At 39.9% G+C, this 19,198-nt stretch carries 4 protein-coding genes; 3 read left to right on the top strand and 1 reads right to left on the bottom strand.

The features are described from left to right. Nucleotides 1–474, bottom strand: a 474-nt coding sequence (locus ACO1O5_RS10505) for an aldehyde dehydrogenase family protein (protein WP_486269970.1), incomplete at its 3' end; no start/stop codon positions are given. Nucleotides 475–626: 152 nt separating this feature from the next. Between ACO1O5_RS10505 and ACO1O5_RS10500 the strand changes: the two genes are divergently transcribed. The 3 genes from ACO1O5_RS10500 (at nucleotide 627) to ACO1O5_RS10490 (ending at nucleotide 19,080) form a co-directional block, all read left to right on the top strand. Then, nucleotides 627–1,559: an AraC family transcriptional regulator gene (locus ACO1O5_RS10500; RefSeq protein WP_486269968.1), complete on the top strand. Its 933-nt coding sequence runs from the start codon at nucleotides 627–629 to the stop codon at nucleotides 1,557–1,559. Nucleotides 1,560–1,831: 272 nt separating this feature from the next. Next, nucleotides 1,832–9,220, top strand: a complete 7,389-nt coding sequence (locus ACO1O5_RS10495; protein WP_486269966.1) for a SpvB/TcaC N-terminal domain-containing protein — start codon at nucleotides 1,832–1,834, stop codon at nucleotides 9,218–9,220. 62 nt (nucleotides 9,221–9,282) lie between these two features. Beyond that, complete coding sequence (locus tag ACO1O5_RS10490; protein ID WP_486269965.1) at nucleotides 9,283–19,080, top strand: Tc toxin subunit A-related protein; 9,798 nt, start codon at nucleotides 9,283–9,285, stop codon at nucleotides 19,078–19,080. Nucleotides 19,081–19,198 lie beyond the last annotated feature (118 nt).

Below are 19,198 nucleotides of genomic sequence, written 5' to 3'. Positions count from 1 at the left end.
TGGTTCGTGGAGATTAATACATACGGTAGTTTCATCATGCTCACTGATGCTGCCTTCTTCGCTACGGATAACGCCGGCGAAATACCGGAAGTGGTCAATAACCAGGGGAAGGTCTGCAGCCCTGGTTTCTCGAAGTGCTTTACCATTATCTATGGTTTCTACAACGGCCAGGTATTCCAGATTATCTTCAATTACCTGTGCAATTTTTATGAGCAGGTTGCTGCGATAGGCGGCGGCAGTTTTGCTCCAGGTTTTACAGGCTTCTGTAGCTGCGTCAACGGCTTTGTCAATATCTTTGGCATTACCTCTTGCGGCATAAGTAAATACTTTCCCATCGATGGGTGAAATGTTTTCAAAATATTCGTTGCTGCTTGGCGTCACCCATTCGCCACCAATATAATGTTCATATTTTTCTTTGAATTTGGGTCTTGCTGCCACGTTGGATTTCGGGGCAGCCTGTGTTGTTGTACTCATTTTCAGGCAATTTTAATTGTTAGGAATAGTCCAAACTTCCCAAGTAAATAAATGATGCTTGCGCACTTTAGTATTCTTTTATAGCACGATTGTACCAAAGTTGTTGGCAAACGGAACGTGATGAATTAACTTTAAATTCTAAAAACGATTGATTGGCAAACGGAAAATATTTAAATAAAATAGATCTTACGCATCCCAAATACCTGCAAACGCTTGTAGAGAACCGACGTATATTCAACCTTAATAGTTGTGAACTGAATGTGTTTGAAAGTTACCAGGAGGCCTATAGGGTGCCGCTGACTTTTGATGACTTCGTTATAACGAGTATGGTTAGGGGCAAAAAAGTAATGCATTTGCTTGAAAAGCCCGCTTTTGATTATCTCCCCGGTGAAACGGTTATAGTGCCAGCCAACGAAACAATGGTTATCGATTTCCCCGAAGCTGAAATTAATAACCCCACGCAATGTATTGCGCTGGCTGTTGATGGAAGGTATGTAAACAATACCCTAAACTACCTTGATAGCTATTATAACAATGATCCTGATGATTCCCATAACTGGAAATTGCAATTCAATCAATATCATTTTGCCAACGATACGGAAATAACCGGCATTATAAATAAATTAATAAGGGTGTGCAGCAGTACAGATACTGCAAAAAATATTTATGCTGATTTAAACTTGAAAGAACTGCTGATTCGATTAATACAGAGTCAGCATCTCACTCAGGTCAGTACGGCATCCTCCGATCACCGGAACCAGACACGCCTGCATTTTGTATTACATTTTATACATGAACACCTTACAGAAAAAATTTCAATAGATTATTTGTCACGCAAAGCTTATATGAGCCGCAATGAATTTTTCAAATGGTTTAAACAACAATTTGGCATTACCCCATTGGAATATATTAACCGGGAACGCATTAAACTCGCCAAGCAAATATTGTCTGACAGAAAAGACACAGTCAGCTCCGTGGGCTATCAATGCGGGTTTGCTGATGTTAATTACTTTGTCCGGCTCTTTAAAAAGGCCGAGGGCATTACTCCGGGCGCTTACAAAGAATGTATCAAAACGCTGGCCTGAAAGCAAATACATTTCCCTCGCTAAGGCAATTCCTTTCTTAATTATCCTTCAAACCAATTTTAATAAACAGAAAGATACCTGTGCATAAATTATATTTATTAAAAGATTTGAAATGCATAAAATTTTATTTAAGTTTATCATCTCTTGATTATTAAGTAACCCCTTTTTCTTTTCCGCAGAAAGAGTTTGCCATCACTATTTGTTTTGAGATAATTATATTTTAATCATCCCGATGATTGGAATTTCTTGTTCAATACTGAAATTTATTCTGAATGGAAAATTCGGACGTTACAAATCAACGATTGCAGAATTCAAAAATTGATTCGCCTGCTTCAAATGCAAATAAGGGCGATTCAAATTTTGCAATTGCGGCCCCCACGATAACCCTCCCTAAAGGTGGTGGCGCCTTAAGAAATATTGATGAAAAGTTTAATGTAAATGCCGCTAATGGTACGGCGTCTTTTTCTGTGGCACTTCCTTTCAGTAAAACCAGGAGCAATTTCATTCCTGCGATGTCTCTGAATTATAATTCGGGTTCAGGCAATTCTGAATTCGGGTTGGGCTGGAGCCTTGATTTTTCTTCTATTCAACGAAAAACCGATAAGAAACTTCCCGTCTATAAAGATACCGATGAGAGCGATGTGTTCATGTTTACCGGAGTTGAGGATTTGGTTCCTGTATTGAAAAAGGACGGTGGAGGTAATTGGCAAATTGACGAAATGAAGGACGCAACTACCGGTTATACTATTAAAAGATATCGTCCCCGTATTGAAGGCAGTTTTAGCCGAATTGAAAAAATTATACCAAAAGATACGACGGCTTTTTATTGGAAAGTAACTGACCGCAACAATGTTGTTACCATTTACGGAAGATCACAAGCCTCGCAACTTTTTAATCCTGCAAACCCGAAGCAGGTTTATAAATGGTTACCGGAAATAAGTTATGATGATAAGGGAAATTGTTTTGAATTGGAATATGTAAAAGATGATTTTATTAATGTTCCAAATAGGTTATCTGAAGGAAACAGGCTGAATGGAAATGCATCGTGCACGAACATTTACCTTAAGAGAATTAAACACGGAAATGAAAATCCATATTTCCCCGATTTGGCAAATCCATATGATGTGCCTTTGCCTGTTGATCCAAAATATTATTTTGAAACCGTATTTGATTTTGGCGATCATGATGATTTGATTCCGACTCCGGCAATGCAAAAAGATTGGCCTTGCCGGTTAGAACCTTTTTCGCAATGCAAGTCTGGATTTGAAATGAGAACCTACAGGCTTTGCAGGCGAATTTTGTTCTTTCATTATTTTAAGGAATTAAATGACGGAATCAACGCCACGCCGTGCCTGGTGCATTCAATCGATTTAAGTTTCCAGCTTTTTCAAAATCTTTTGTCCACTCCTTCACAGAAGAGAAATGCAGACGCCGACTTTATTATTGCACTTCAACAAAGCGGTTATATCAGGAAACAAGACGGCTCCTATTCTAAAAAAAGTTTGCCTCCAATAGAATTTTATTATCAACAATTGAATTGGAATAAAACTGTTCAAAATGTTTCGTCTGCTAATTTAGCAAACGATCCCGTTGGCTTAACTAACGGTTATCAATGGACTGACTTATGGAGTGAAGGAATTTCAGGCATACTAACGGAGCAGGCTAACGCGTGGTATTATAAAAGTAATTTAGGCGATGGAAATTTTTCTGTTGCTCAACCAGTAATTCCAAAACCATCGTATACAGGGTTAAATAATGGCTCTTTGCAGTTACAGGATTTGGAGGCTGATGGCAGAAAATTTATTGTGAGCTTACAAAATGGAGCAAACGGATTTTTTGAATTGAGTGATGAAGAAGAATGGCAGCCATTTCAGTCATTTGTTCAAATGCCTAATATTAACTTTTCTGATGCCAACACGAAATTTATTGACCTTGATGGGGATGGAAGAGCCGACCTGATTGTGGCTGAAGAAAATGTTTTTACCTGGTATAGCAGTAAAGGTATTGCTGGTTTTGATTCGCCTGAATTAGCCGCGAAGCCTTACGATGAAGAAAAGGGGCCGGCGCTTTTATTTGCAGATTCCACCCAAAGCATTTTTTTATCTGATATGAATGGGGATGGCCTCACGGATATTGTTCGCATCCGTAACGGTGAAATTTGTTATTGGCCCAATTTGGGGTATGGCAAATTCGGGGCTAAAGTGAATATGGATTTTGCTCCCGCGTTTGATACCCCTGATCTCTTTAATGCATCTTACCTGCATCTTGCAGATATTAGCGGAACGGGAGCTACAGACGTTTTATACCTGGGGAAAAATCGGTGCAAAGCGTGGATCAACCTCGGGGGTAATGCATGGGGTGAAGAGCAGGATTTCGATTCTTTTCCAACGACTGAACAGCCTAACAAAATTGCTGTCGTCGATTTTTTAGGTAATGGAACTGGTTGCATTGTTTGGTCTTCCTCTCTGCCAAAATATGCGAATACGCCTATGCGTTATATTGACCTCATGGGAGGTGACAAGCCTTACATTATGAGCGGCTATAAAAATAATTTTGGCAAAGAAGTAGCCTGGGAATTTAAGAGTTCAACTTATTATTATCTCGAAGACCAGCAATCGGGTACTCCATGGATAACCAAACTTCCTTTTCCTGTTCAATGTGTAAATAAAACAGTGGTTCGGGATATGGTAGCTGGAACGGTTTTTACAAGAAGTTATTCATACCATCACGGGTATTACGATCATGCCGAAAGAGAATTTCGTGGCTTTGGAAGAGTTGAGCAACTCGACACTGAAGACTTTACAAGTTTTAAATTGTCCAATGCCAACAATGTTGTTGATGAAGATTTACATCAACCACCGGTTAAAACAATTACGTGGTTTCATACCGGAGTTTATTTCAATGAACAAAAAATATTAGATCAATTTGATGCTGAATATAACAAAGGCCCGTTTGAATTTAATTTACGAAAACCAATTTTACCCGGTGGTTTAACGGCAGGCGAAAACCGAGAAGCGCTACGTGCCTGCAAAGGCTTGGTACTACGCATTGAGGTGTATGCAAATGATGGTAGTATTGATGAGGCAAAACCTTACACCGTTAGCACTCACAATTGTGTAATTAAATTAATTCAGCCAAAGAATATAAACAGGTATGCTGCTTTTTTGATGCACGAAAGCGAGGCATTGAACATAAACTACGAGAGAAATTTAAACGATCCGCGTATTGCTCATTCACTAAATATTGAAGTAGATAACTTTGGAAATGTACTGCAATCGGCAGCGGTTGTATATGGAAGGAAGACAACTGATGTGCAATTGCCGGCAGAAATACAAGCGGAGCAAAGTAATGTTCACGTAGTTTATACGACAAACAGTTTTACGAATTTATTTGATGTGCCGGAGACTTACCGCCTGAAAGTTGTGGCAGAAACAAAAACTTATGAACTCACCCATAACACGTACAATGCAATTGCGGTATTTAGTATTGAGGATTTGCTGAATGATTTTACAACTGCGGCAATTATACCTTACGAAGAGATTCCAAATGGGTCTTTACAAAAGCGGCTTATTGAAGATGTGCGTAAAATTTATCTCAACAACGACCTGGTAACCCCTTTGCCCTTGCAACAAGTAGATTCATTGGGCATTGCGGAACAAACCTATAAACTGGCTTTCACGCCCTCGCTCATTACAAATTTGTATGGTGCAAGAGTTACCAATCAAATGTTGATAGATGGAAAATATATTCAGGCAGATGGAACTAATTGGTGGATGCCATCAGGCAAAAATATTTATTTGGATGGAGTTGAAAGTGTAGCTGATGCGAAACAGAGATTTTATCTACCTGTAGGCGTAAAAGATCCATCCGATGTTGAAACAAAGTTGTTTTATGATAATTATAATCTGGTCATTATAAAAACTGAAGATGCGCTGCAAAATACGGCATCTGTTGAAGCGTTTGATTACAGGGCGTTACAGCCTGCGGTGTTAAAAGACCTGAATGATAATGTCAGCGAATCTATTACCGATGAACTGGCTATGGTTGTCGCAACCACTATGTATGGAACAGAAGGAGATGGTGATCACGGCGATGAACCATTGACGAATTACAGTGTAATTATTCCCGCAGACATAAATGAGGTTATAACTAATCCACACAAATTTTTGCAACATGCAACAACTTTTTTTTATTACGATTTATTTGCATGGATAAATAGAAGTCAACCGGTTTGCTTTGCCAGTGTTGTAAGGGAGACACATGAGAGCGAGTTGTCGGGCGGTAATCTTTCCAAAGTTTCTTTAAGTGTTGGCTATTCAAACGGGCTTGGTAAAAATCTGCAAACAAAAATTCAGGCGGAGCCGGGCATTGCGTTAAAGTGGGATGGTAATAATTTAATTACGGTTGATACCTCGCCGAATCTTCGATGGGTTGGGAGCGGGCGAACAATTTTAAATAATAAAGGAAATCCTGTTAAGCAATATGAACCATTCTTCAGCACAACATTTGAATTTGAAGGTGAGGATGCTTTGGTTGAAATTGGTTTTTCATCAGTATTATATTATGATCCTTTAGGCAGGACTATTCGTGTTGAGCATGCTAACGGTACCTTATCAAAAACGGAATTTGATGCGTGGAAAGAATTGATCTATGATGAAAATGACACGGTTTTGGAAAGTCAATGGTATATTGATCGTGGGAGTCCTAATCCAGTGGGAGCAGAGCCGTCAGATGTTGAACAACGTGCTGCGTGGTTAACGGCAAAGCATGCCGGAACGCCGTCGCAGCAACATTTTGATTCTTTGGGACGAACAGTTTATGCTATAGCCGATAATGGAGTTGCAGGAAAATATTCAACGCGATCTGTTTTGGATATTGAAAATAATTTGTGCGAGGTAGTTGATGCGAGAGGCAACAGTGTTATGCAATATAAGTATGACATGATTTCACATCAACTATACCAAAAAAGTATGGATGGGGGTGAGCATTTTATTTTTAATGATGTATTAAACAAACAAGTGTATGCCTGGGATAGCCGCGATCATCGGTTCAAAACAGAATACGATTTATTACATCGCCCTTTAAAGCAGTGGATAAAGGAAAATGTAAATGATGTGAATAATGAAAAATTAATTCACTCCTGTATCTATGGCGAGAACCAGTTAAATGACAAGCAATTCAATTTACGTGGTAAATTATTTCAATCGTTTGATCAAAGCGGTATGGTTGAAACATCGCAATTCGATTTTAAAAACAATGTAAAGAATAACAGCAGGCAGTTAGCAACGGAATATAAACAGGTGGTGGATTGGAATGTTATAAATCCAACGCTTTTGCTCAATGCTGAGACCTTTAACGGCAGTTCGTTATTTGATGCGTTAAGTCGTGCGACCGAGTTGCAATTACCCGACGGAAGCAAAATACATCCATCGTATAATGAAGCAGGTCTACTGGAACAGTTGAATGTTTTCGTTCAAAATCAAAACCAAAATATTTCTTTTGTACAGAATATTGATTACAACGCCAAGGCGCAACGGGAGAGAATTTTGTATGGGAACAATACTACGACGAAATATGAGTATGATGAAAAAACCTACCGCCTCGCAAGACTACTTACTACGAGAAATAATGGTGCAGACATCTTGCAGGACTTGAACTATACTTTTGATCCTGTTGGAAATATTACAACTATTAGCGACAATGCCCAGCAGACCATCTTTTTTAACAATGCATCGGTTGAAGCCAATAGCAAATTTGAATATGACGCAATTTATCGCCTGACTTATTGCCAGGGCCGTGAACACATCGGGCAAAACGCAGCAAGCGATCAGTTCGACTCGGATAAATCTCAATTTAACAATCAACGTTTAACCTTACCGGGTGATATGAATGCCATGCAGCGTTATGAAGAAAAATATGATTACGATGCGGTAGGTAATATGCTCAACATGATTCACAATGCCGGTAATGGGATATTCAGTAATAAATGGACAAGAATATTTTCATACAATGGAAATGATAATCGCCTCACGCAAACCCAGGCGGGCGCTGATGTTACCAACTATAGTTACGATGCGCATGGTAATATGCTGAATATGCAAAATGCCAATTTTGGTTTAACCTGGAACTATACTGACCAACTGCAGCAGGTTGATTTAGGCGGAGGCGGTACTGCATATTATGTTTATGACAGCAACGGCCAACGGGTAAGAAAAATAATTGAGAATGGAAATATACTCAAGGATCGTATTTACTTAAATGCTTGTGAAATATATCGCGAAGGACAAAACAATTCTCCGACACTTGAACGGCACACCCTGCACATATTGGATGATAAACAGCGCATCGCTTTGGTTGAAACAAGAACTGTGGGAGAGGATAATGGCCTGCCATTCTTAATTCGGTATCAATACAGCAATCATTTGGGTACTGCCTGTTTGGAATTAGACAACAATGCCGCTATAATTTCTTATGAAGAATATTATCCCTTTGGAAGCACGGCATACCAGGCCATGCGCAGCCAGACAGAAACGGCTAAGCGTTACCGTTATACCGGTAAGGAGCGGGACGAAGAAAGCGGGTTGTATTATCATGGAGCCAGATATTATGCGCCGTGGCTGGCGCGATGGACAGCTGTCGATCCTATCGGGATAAAAGATGGGAATAATGATTATGCGTATTGCAGCAACAATCCGGTTTTAAAGAAAGATGAAAAGGGAACTGATGGAGGAACATGGACAACCACTTATGATTCTAATGGGAATCCTGTTTATTCTTCAAAGGGAGACCAGGCGCCAAAAGACCTGGGCAATGTTGGCCTAACAGTGTTAGGCGTGGTTCCCGATACTGATCAGTTTAAAACTTTTAAAAAGATTGTCCTGGACCCAAAACTCAACGAGTTTACAACATCATTAAAAGCGGATTGGGATAAAGATAAAGTGCCTCTGATTATTGGAGGCATAGTAATTCTGGTGCCCACGGCTACGGCAATAGCTGCAATCGGCATTAAAAATCCAAAATTAAATGTACCGATTGCAGGAGATGTTTATGCAGGCCAACCAGTTGCCGCACTTGCTTCTGCAGGCCTTGGTTTTTTAAGTCAAAAAATTACAGACGATCGCTTAAAACTTGGATTCAGCTATGAAAAAAAAGACGGGAAAACGGATATCTATGGTTTTGAACTAACATTAAGTGGTAAAAAGCCAGATGACGATAAAAATAAAACTGATGAAAAGAAGTCTCCCGAAAAAGGCGATCCGGCAACTGCATCAAAAACCAACCAACAAAAGCAGGATGAAGCATTACGAAAAGAAATTGAGGCGCCGGCTTCATTCACCGTAGCCGGTAAATTTGGTGGTGGCGGTGGCCAAGCTTCTGTAAAATTAGAGGCGCCAACTGCAGTGGGTCGTATTAGTATTGCGCCTTCTTTACAAGTAGCGCCGGGGACCGCCCCTTATTTTACAACTGATCTTAAACTAACAACCAGGATTTTGGGCGGCAGATTTGATTTTGGTGTTTCAATTTTTGCGAACTCGCCTGTATCTAAAGACTCTCCGTTTAAGACCAATTATGATGATAAGACAAATTTTCCAACAGTGACAACAGCACCGCCGCTTCCTGGGAGCGGGGTAATCACCGGCGTAACTGCAAGATTTTTTTAATCTATTTTTTAATTGATAGAAAGATAAATTCAAATAAATAAATAACCCTCAAATACTTTACAATGAAAGCAAAATCTGAAAAAGCGTCTGTCGATGGCCGTTATACTGTTTACGGAACGGTAAGAAATCAATTGCAGCAACCTGTACCGGGAGCTATCGTCAATGCCTTTGACAAGGATATCCGAAGCGAGCAAGCCCTCGGTAAAGCGCAAACGAATGCACAGGGTTACTACATAATAACCTATAACCAGCAACAATTTGCCGATACCGACAAAGATGCTGCAGATGTATTTGTGCGTGTGTTTGATGCTACAGGCAAATTGCTCAAACAATCAGATATTTATTACAATGCCGGTGCATCCTTAAATATAGATATCTCTCTTGGCGATCAGCCTTACAGAGGGTTGTCAGAATATGAAAACGTGATAACAGGCGTTGCCCCTTTCATTGGAAAAATTACACTCGATTCGTTAACCGAAAATGATCAGACGCAGGACATTACTTTTCTTACCAATAAAACCAACCTGCAACGTGATCGGATCGAAGACCTGGCGATGGCTTGCCGTTATCAAACTTTATCCAGAATTTATGCGGCTGTATACTATGGAATGCTCCGAGAAGGAGTGCCCGGCAATGCAACGCACCGTTTATTGCAGAATTTTGCTTCGCCAACTTTTGAGCAACTATTGCAGCAAAATCTTGACGGCATAATGAATGAGAATATAGATGTATTGATGCAATCTGTTCAACAAGCCATAAATGATAATATTATTCCATTCAACCTAACGGCCGAATTAGATAGTATAAAGCAGCAGTTGGTTCGATTTATGGCCGTATATGCAAAACAGCATCCGCAAACCGGAGTTACATCAATACTATTTCAAAAAGTTCAAAGCAGCGGACTTTCAGATGAAGACTCGAAGAGAGTGATGGAAGAACTTTCCAGGCACCAGGGCGATTTCGATTCTTTTTTTTCAGCTTTAAAGGATAATCAAACAATCTCAACAAACACCAATCAATTACAAACTGTTTTTGCATTGAGTAATCTTACCAATGATCATTTGCCGTTAGTTAACCATTTAATAAAAACAAAAAAATTAAAAAAACCTGCCGACATAAAGAAGCTGGCATCTCACACAAAAGCGGATTGGGAAAAGTTAATCAAGACTCAAAAATTAGAAATTCCCTCGTCCATCAAAGGAAAAACCAAAGCTGAGAAAACGAAAAATTTTGCGGCTAACCTCGAGAAAAATTTTGCAAATAAATTTCCAACTGCCGCATTTGCATCAAGACTTAAGGCTGATACGAAATCAACTTTTGAACACAAGGAAAGCATTACTAATTTTTTTGAAGCACATCCCGATTTTGACTTGCAACATGATCGGGTAGAAACTTTTTTTGCAAATAATCCTAAAACTATAACGACGGAGACGAAACCGGTTATTACCGGCCAGCTACGGAGATTGCAACGCGTTTTTAAACTTGCCCCAACTTATGAAGCTTCCAATGCTCTATTAAGTAAAGGAATACATTCGTCCCGCCAGATCTATTCAATGGGGAAAGACAGGTTTATGAAAACGTTTGCCCCTGATCTCGGAAAAAAGGAGACGCAACAAATATTTTCCAATGCGGCAAAGATGTATGCCTCAACAATTGCTGTAGCCGGCAACTTGCATGGGTTAGCTACCGCCTCAAAACTGAATGTATTACCCAACTACCAGAAAATAATGAAGCTGTCCCCGGCAGCAAAAGAAATTCCGAATCTTGATGTATTATTTCAGCATGCAGATTTTTGTGAATGTGATGAATGCAGTTCTGTCTATGGAGCTGCGTCTTACCTTACAGATGTGTTGCATTTCCTTAGCCAGCGAATGGCTGATACTACCGGCACAGTTCGCGACCATTTACTGGAACGCAGGCCCGATATAGGTGATATTGATTTGAATTGTGATAACACCAATGTGCAGCTGCCCTATATCGATATTGTAAATGAGATATTGGAGGAGGCAATAGTGCCGTCCGTTTTTTCAATTGCTTTAACCTTCACAGCAAATCTTCCGGCCTTTGTGCCTTTGGTAAATACAGATCCGCTGCCCGACAAAGAATATAAGATTGACGCAAGTCTATTAAATGAATTAATAACGCACACCGCGGACGTGCCGCATATCGATTTACTGCTTACGGCTGATGCAAAAGTGTCTGATGCTTACCAGGCAATGGGAAGCCCACTAACGCAGTGGGTTATACGCGATAAATACATTGTGCTGAAACTGACGCAAAACGCAGCAAACATTAGCGTTCAGTTATTACATCAGACACTTTTATCAACCGATGAATTAAGTGCTAACCCTGAATACACAAATGTAAAAGTATACGATAACTTTTTAAAAACAGCTCAACGCCCGTTTGGTCTGCCGTTTGATTTATTCAGCACGGAAGGAAATATTTATTTAACCAAACTAGGGATCAGCAAAGCAGACCTGGTACGCCTTTTCGCTAAGGAACATTTGCCGGTAACGAACCCGCCAACAGATCAGCTCGAAGAATCGTATGCTTATCTCGGCGTTAGTTTTGAAGAACGCGACCTGGTTTTCAAGGGAGACCTGTTAAATCCTTCAAATTATTGGGGGTCACTGGCAGCGTCGTCTTCAGTGGAAGCAGATCTTTTTTTGGACTATACTGGTTTGGAATATGCTGACCTGGAAACGTTGCTCACCTTGCAATTTATCAACCCGTTGGCTGATAGTAAAATAGATCATGATGATATTTCCTGCGATTTGGATAAACAACATATCACTAACGTAACGGCGGAAAAGTTTGACCACCTGCATCGCTTTCTTCGGTTGTATAAAAAACTTTCCATCACCATGCAGGAACTTGATGCATGTATTCAGTGCCCTGCAATTGGTAATGGTGTAATTGATCCAAATTTTGCGTGGCGGCTGCATCATTTCCTTCAGTTAAAAGACAGGCTCGACCTGGAAGTATTTCCACTGCTTGCTTTCTATGAAGACATAAGCACTACGGGTGATGATAATCTATATAACACCCTGTTTCAAAATAAACAAATTACCTATCCACTCAATCCTGATTTTGCTTTGGCAAACGTAAACAGTGGTATTCCTCTTTCAGAAATACATAAATCAGTAATACAGACCGCAACACTTATTTCATTGGATGACCTGAATGTATTGCTTGCTGATAATTCAATTACAACGTTAACGCTTGCTAATCTTTCTCTTATTTACCGGGAAAGTTTATTGATGCAATCGCAGTCATTTTCTGCGAACGATTTGCGTATAGCCTTGCAGGTTATCCCAATAAATGTTTTTGTAACGCCGGTTGATACCATGAATTTTCTGGCTAAAAATGATTTATTAAGCAATGCAGGCCTCAGTGTTTGGGAACTGAATTATATTCTTCGCCAGCAAAATGATTTAAACGCGACATTAATTCCGTCGGATGATGTGATAACAACAAACCTCGGTGAACTGCAGGATGCCCTATTGGTAATACAGGCTAATACCGCTGTTCAGCCTGATGCTAACGGCGATTTGCTTACCAAATGGCTAAATGATCCTTTATTGAATTGGGATGCAACTGTTGCCGCCAAACTGATTAATATTTTAAAAACAGTAGATGACGATGTTTTTGTAAATAATGTGATCCCGGCGAATTATACGTTCCTGGAGAATTTACGGGTACAGTATGATCAGCCATTTCACGAGGTTACTCTTTCAAATCTTGGTGCCATTGAAAATTTATCTCAATTGAGTGCAAACATTAATTATAATTCAGGAGCGCAACAACTTGAGTTTACCGGCGCAATGTCAACCAGTGAACAAACTGCATTGTTGTCGGCTTTTACTGACCAGGATTATACGGATGCCATAAATCAACTGTTCAGCGATTCACAGGGTAATCCTAACACATCGGTTCCGTTGACCTCTCTTCCGTTGCTTACATCGTACGGACCATCCCAGGGTCAATTAACTTTTGATGCAAATAGAAAAGTGTTACACTTTGGCGGCTATATGGATACTGCGCTGCGGGATGCCTTGAAGAATTTTTATAACAACCCAAATCCCGTTCGCGATGCGCTTGATAATTTGTATAATTCGCAACTAACAGATAACAGCGGCGGCAATATCTTTTTTGCAACTAACGGCGACGTAGATACGAATTTAAAAGTTTTGGATTTTGCACATGTAGCCCAAAGATTTGATTTCTTTCTTCAAAAAATTTCCCCTGTTTATAAAAATATTCAACAAAAAACGGCCATTCAAAACCGCATCAGCACCTGGTTTACGGTTGATAAAACCATCGCTGCCCAACTATTTATTTCCGTTCCCTCCATTTATACCGCCTGGACTGACAATGCATTTGTTCAGAAAAGTAATATTCTTAACAATACCAATTATGCAAATCAGTTCAACCAATATTTATGGCTGGCAAAAATTGGGTTTATTGTTACTAAATTAAAAATAGATGCTGACGCCTTGGCGTGGACTCTTAGTCATTCCGGTGATGTGGGCATAACAGATTTAAATGCGCTCCCACTTATAGCGGTTGTTACTCCTGTTACTGCAAACGATTTTTCAGCATTCGAAAACCTGGTCAACTTAATCAACCTGCACCATAATTATGTAACAACTTTACAAGGCGTTACCATTTTTAACATTTTGCAGGACGTTATTGACGGTGTAAAGACTGCTGACGATATTGAGACGGAACTATCCGCATTATATGGGTGGGATAAAGATCAACTGAAAGTACTTATTGAATTACCCAACTATCTCAATCTTACTTTATCCCCCGCAGTTTCATCTGATCTAAAAGATATGCGGATCCTTGTTCGTTTATACAAATGTTTTGCAACTATGGCGTTGCTTGGAGTAAAGGCAGACGATTGTATCAACTGGAGCCAGCCTTCTTTAACTTTTGATGATTCAACAAAAATTAAACAGACATTAAAATCTAACTACACCGATTCTGACTGGCTCGGTATAACACAACCTTTGCAGAATAAATTAAGAGAGGCAAAGCGTGATGCGTTGGTCACATGGCTTTTGGCTAACCCGGGAACTAACTCATGGGTAAACGCAAATGATCTTTACAGTTATTTTTTAATAGATGTTGAAATGAGCGCCTGCCAACCAACGTCAAGGATTGTTCAGGCGACCAATGCTGTTCAACAGTTTGTACAGCGCTGCTTTTTGAGTATGGAAAATGACATTACCGTAAACGCAGATGATCCCGACCAGGCAAGTTTCGATAGTAAATGGAGCCAATGGGAGTGGATGAAATATTATCGGTTATGGGAAGCCAACAGGCAGGTTTTTCTGTATCCTGAAAACTGGATTGAACCTGAATTACTACCCAATCAATCGTCGTTTTTTGAAGACCTGCAAAATCAACTGCTGCAGAATGAAGTTACGCAAACCAATGCCGAAGATGCTTTCATGGATTACCTGCACAAATTGGATGGTGTGGCACGGTTAGAGGTAAAGGGTATGTGGTACCAGGAAGATAATCAAACGTTGCATGTTATCGGGCGCACCTATGGCGGCGATCCCAAAATTTATTATTACAGGAAATTTATTGAAAACAGGAGATGGACCGCATGGGAAAAAATTGATTTGGATATAAACAGCGACCACATTATTCCGGTTGTATTCAACCAAAGAATATATCTTTTCTGGGCATTGTTTACAGAGAAAGCACGGGAAGTACCAGATACCATGACCGCTCCAACAATAGGCCAAACCAATTTCCCCATTAACAAACCGCAAAAATACTGGCAGATACAAATTGCTTTTAGTGAATATAAAAGCGGTAAATGGTCGCCAAAGAAAATATCTAACAACGATGCCACCGGTATCATTGAAGTGGACCAGGCATATGATCCTTCTTACCAGACCTATTCTCCCGCAAAGTCAAATTTCTTATTTACGCCGGTCGATTTGCCACAACCTGATTTTACTAATCTTGCCGTTTACATTCAAAACAAAGATATAAGGGGCTGGTGGGAAACATTCCTGGGGGACATTGAAATTTCGTTGAAACAAAACGGAACACTTAACATCAATTGTTATGTAATAAATCAATATGGTTATTATAATTATGTGAGGACCTTTGACCTGGATCCTTGTCGCGGATACCCGGTAGTTACCTATCAGAATGTCCAGATTAACCCTCATCTTTTTATCAGGAGCGGTTTGCAAAATATGCTGGACGATGAAAATGCCAGTGACTCTTCCAACAACTTTTTAGCGTACCAGGGACAATCATCTATTTTAAATCAAACACCGGGATTATTTAGAAATCTTATCTCCCTGCAGGCTGGTTTCTTTGACAGGATTGTTTATTTAATTCAGGCCCTCACCAATCAAAATCAATTTGCGCTGGCTGAAAGGCGATCAAATATAACGCTCGGAACGTTTTTACCATTCTTTTACCAGGATGCTACGTTTCAATTGCAGAAAACAGGCCGCACGTATTATGTAGCTCCCGAATTTAGTGACAACGATTCTTTTGAATTGTTCTATTCAGATTTGGAAGCATGGTTCTATCAATTGCTCGAATTACTCGAGGCCATTATAGAAGGAGACACAACGAAAGAGGCTGAGATAAAAGCTGCAATGCCGCAGATTCCGCAGGGAAAACGAATTTTGGTGTTGTATCATTTTTATAATTTTTATCATCCGATGTCCTGCTATTTTATAAGACAATTATTTAATAAAGGAATTGACGGTTTAATGAGCCGCCAAACTCAGTTGAAAGGTGATATCGCTTACGATAGCAATCCTGCAAAATTTAGTTTCAATAATACCTATGCCCCGCAATTTAATGTGTATACGGGGCAGCCGGTAACTTATCCAAATGGATTTGTAGATAACGCTCCCGGCTACCCGAGAGAAGATGTTGATTTTAATATTCAATCCGGCTATGCATTATATAACTGGGAATTATTTTATCATGCACCATTGATGATTGCTATGCGTTTAAGCGAGAATCAACAATTTGAAGATGCCGATAAATGGTTTAAATATATTTTCAATCCGGCAGATACTTCAGCTTATCCTGCGCCTGATAAGTTTTGGGTAACCAAACCCTTTTTCATGAATGTGGTAGATGTAGCAGGAAAAACAAAATACGATTTGCAGCGAATTGAAAACATTATGTTTGGTATTGCAGACCCGTCTTCTGCGCATCCCAATGATTTAGACAAGAGTGTAGAAGACTGGAGAGAAAATCCTTTTCAACCGCATTACATTGCCCAGTACCGCACCGTTGCTTATCAAAAAACAACCGTGATGAAATATTTGGATCATCTTATCCGGTGGGGCGATTATTTATTCACGCAGCATACGATGGAGTCCGTTACTGAGGCAACTCAACTCTATGTTCTTGCTGCACAAATTTTGGGCGACGAACCTAAAATTGTACCTCCTGCGTACGAGGTTCCGGTAAATAATTACTACCAGCTTGAGAAGAAGCTGGACACTTTTTCAAATGTATTGGTAGAGATAGAAAATCTCCTGCCGATGCATACGTACCAGGGTTTCGATTTTTCTAATCCTGACAATCCGGACCTGCCTTCAATAGAAGCGCTGTATTTCTGCATTCCGTTTAATGATAATATTCTACAGTACTGGAAAACAGTTGCGGACCGTTTGTTCAAGATTCGTCACTGTCTTGATATTAACGGCGTATTCTCACCGTTATCCTTATTCGCACCGCCAATCGATCCGGGCATGTTGGTTCGCGCAGCCGCAGCAGGACTGGACTTGAGCAGCGTTTTAAATGATATGAATGCACCATTACCATTGTATCGCTTTATGATCATGATACAGAAAGCAACGGAGTTGTGCAACGAGGTGAAATCGTTGGGTGCGGCATTACTTGGAGCCTTAGAGAAAAAGGATGCCGAACATCTTTCGTTACTTCGCTCCAGCCAGGAAATAAAATTGCTTAGTGCCGTGATGAAGATGAAAGAAAAGCAAATAACAGAAGCGCAAAATCAAATAGATAATCTTATTAAACAAAAAGAACTCATCACGATAAAAAGAGATTACTACAAAAATCTAATTTCGTCAGGATTAAACAGTGGTGAAAGTGTTGCGTTGGCTTTGAACAATGCGTCAACATTTATTGATACGGGCATTGCTATTGGCTATACATTGGCGGGTGGGTTAAAATTAATTCCTGATTTTATTATTGGCGCTACGGGCTTTGGCGGTTCGCCCCATGCAACAGCAAAAACAGGCGGCCAGAGTTTTGGAAGTTCTGCGGATGACCTGGTAAGAACATTGCAGTCTATTGCTACTGCATTAGATAAACAGGCATCTTTGGCAAGCACGAACGCATCGTATGAACGCCGTTCGCAGGAATGGCAGAATCAGTTAAATAACGCCAATAAGGAGCTGGAACAAATTGATGTACAAATATTGGGTGCCCAGATCAGACTTGATATTGCCAATACTGACAAGGATAATCAACAGCTGCAAATTGACAATGCGAAAGAATCTGATGACTTCATGCATAGCAAATTCACTAACGAACAGTTATATGCCTGGATGATTGGAAAGATTTCGACTACTTATTTCCAGAGTTATCAATTGGCTTACGACGCTGCAAAAAAAGCAGAGCGTTGTTTCCGTTATGAACTGGGATTGAGCGATTCAGGCTATATACAATTTGGGTATTGGGACAGTATGAAAAAAGGACTTCAAAGTGGCGAATCGTTAATGTATAATCTGAAGCAAATGGAAACAGCCTATTATGAAAAAAATAAAAGAGAATATGAATTAACGAAATATATCTCACTGTCACAGTTAGACGCAGTTGCGCTACTGAAATTGAAAGAAACGGGTCAGTGCTTTATTAATCTTCCCGAAGAATTGTTTGACCTGGATTATCCCGGGCATTATTTCCGCAGAATAAAATCTGTAAGTTTATCCATTCCGTGTGTAGCAGGTCCCTTCACAACTATCGGATGCACACTTACCTTAATGAACAATTCGCTGCGCATCGATTCAACAAGTGTGACAGATGCAAAAAAATATCCCCGTAAATCAATAAATGGAGTTCCTGCAGACGATCCGCGCTTTAGGGACAGCGCCGGCACTTCGCAATCAATTGTGCTAAGCCATGGCCAGACAGACAGTGGTTTATTTGAGCTTAACTTCCGCGATGAGCGTTATTTACCATTTGAAGGAGCAGGCGCCGTTAGTAGCTGGCATTTGCAATTTCCCTTTGCCAATACAAAAGATAAAACAGGAACAAAAGTTAATGCCCTGCTACAGCAATTTGATTACAACACCATCACTGATGTTATTATGCAGGTGAAATATACTGCGCGGGAAGGTGGCGACGCGTTAAAATTAAATGCATCTGATAATCTGAATAATAAGATCAACCAGATTTTAGTTTCGCTTAAAGATAAAGGGCTAATGAGAATTTTTAGCGCACGACATGAATTTCCAAACGAGTGGTATCAGTTTTTAAATCCAACGCTTAATACAGACGACCAGGTGCTTTCCATCAATTTAACGAAAGACCGGTTTCCATTTTTTGTGCAGGAGAATACACTTAAAATCACTTCAATCGAATTGGCTGCAGATAGTTCCTTGACGCATATTCCGGGAATCACCCTCGATCCGGCGCCCAATCCTAATGCTGCGCAGGATCTTACGGCAGATGGTATTTATGGGACGTTATTACATAAGTCGATGAACTATTCTTCGAATAACCAATTACCGTTAGTGTGGAAAATTTTGAACCCGGTTGCCAACCCGAGAATAACAACTGGTCAAATAAAAGATATGTTTATAATAATGCATTACAGTGTTTCTTGAAGTTGATTGTCGTGGGCAGTAGTGATTTGAATCCAGGTGGTAACAGTTAAATAATAAAACGAGAAAAATAACCGGACGCTGAAAAATTATTTGCGTTATCAATGACCATTGTAAAAAT

The organism is Ginsengibacter sp., assembly GCF_057362405.1.
Note: the sequence above shows the minus strand (reverse complement) of the source record. Positions and strands in the feature narration are given on the sequence as shown.

Coding starts and splice junctions, on each gene's coding strand:
- ACO1O5_RS10495 (WP_486269966.1), top strand. CDS start 1,832: ATGGAAAATTCGGACGTTACAAATCAACGATTGCAGAATTCAAAAATT.
- ACO1O5_RS10490 (WP_486269965.1), top strand. CDS start 9,283: ATGAAAGCAAAATCTGAAAAAGCGTCTGTCGATGGCCGTTATACTGTT.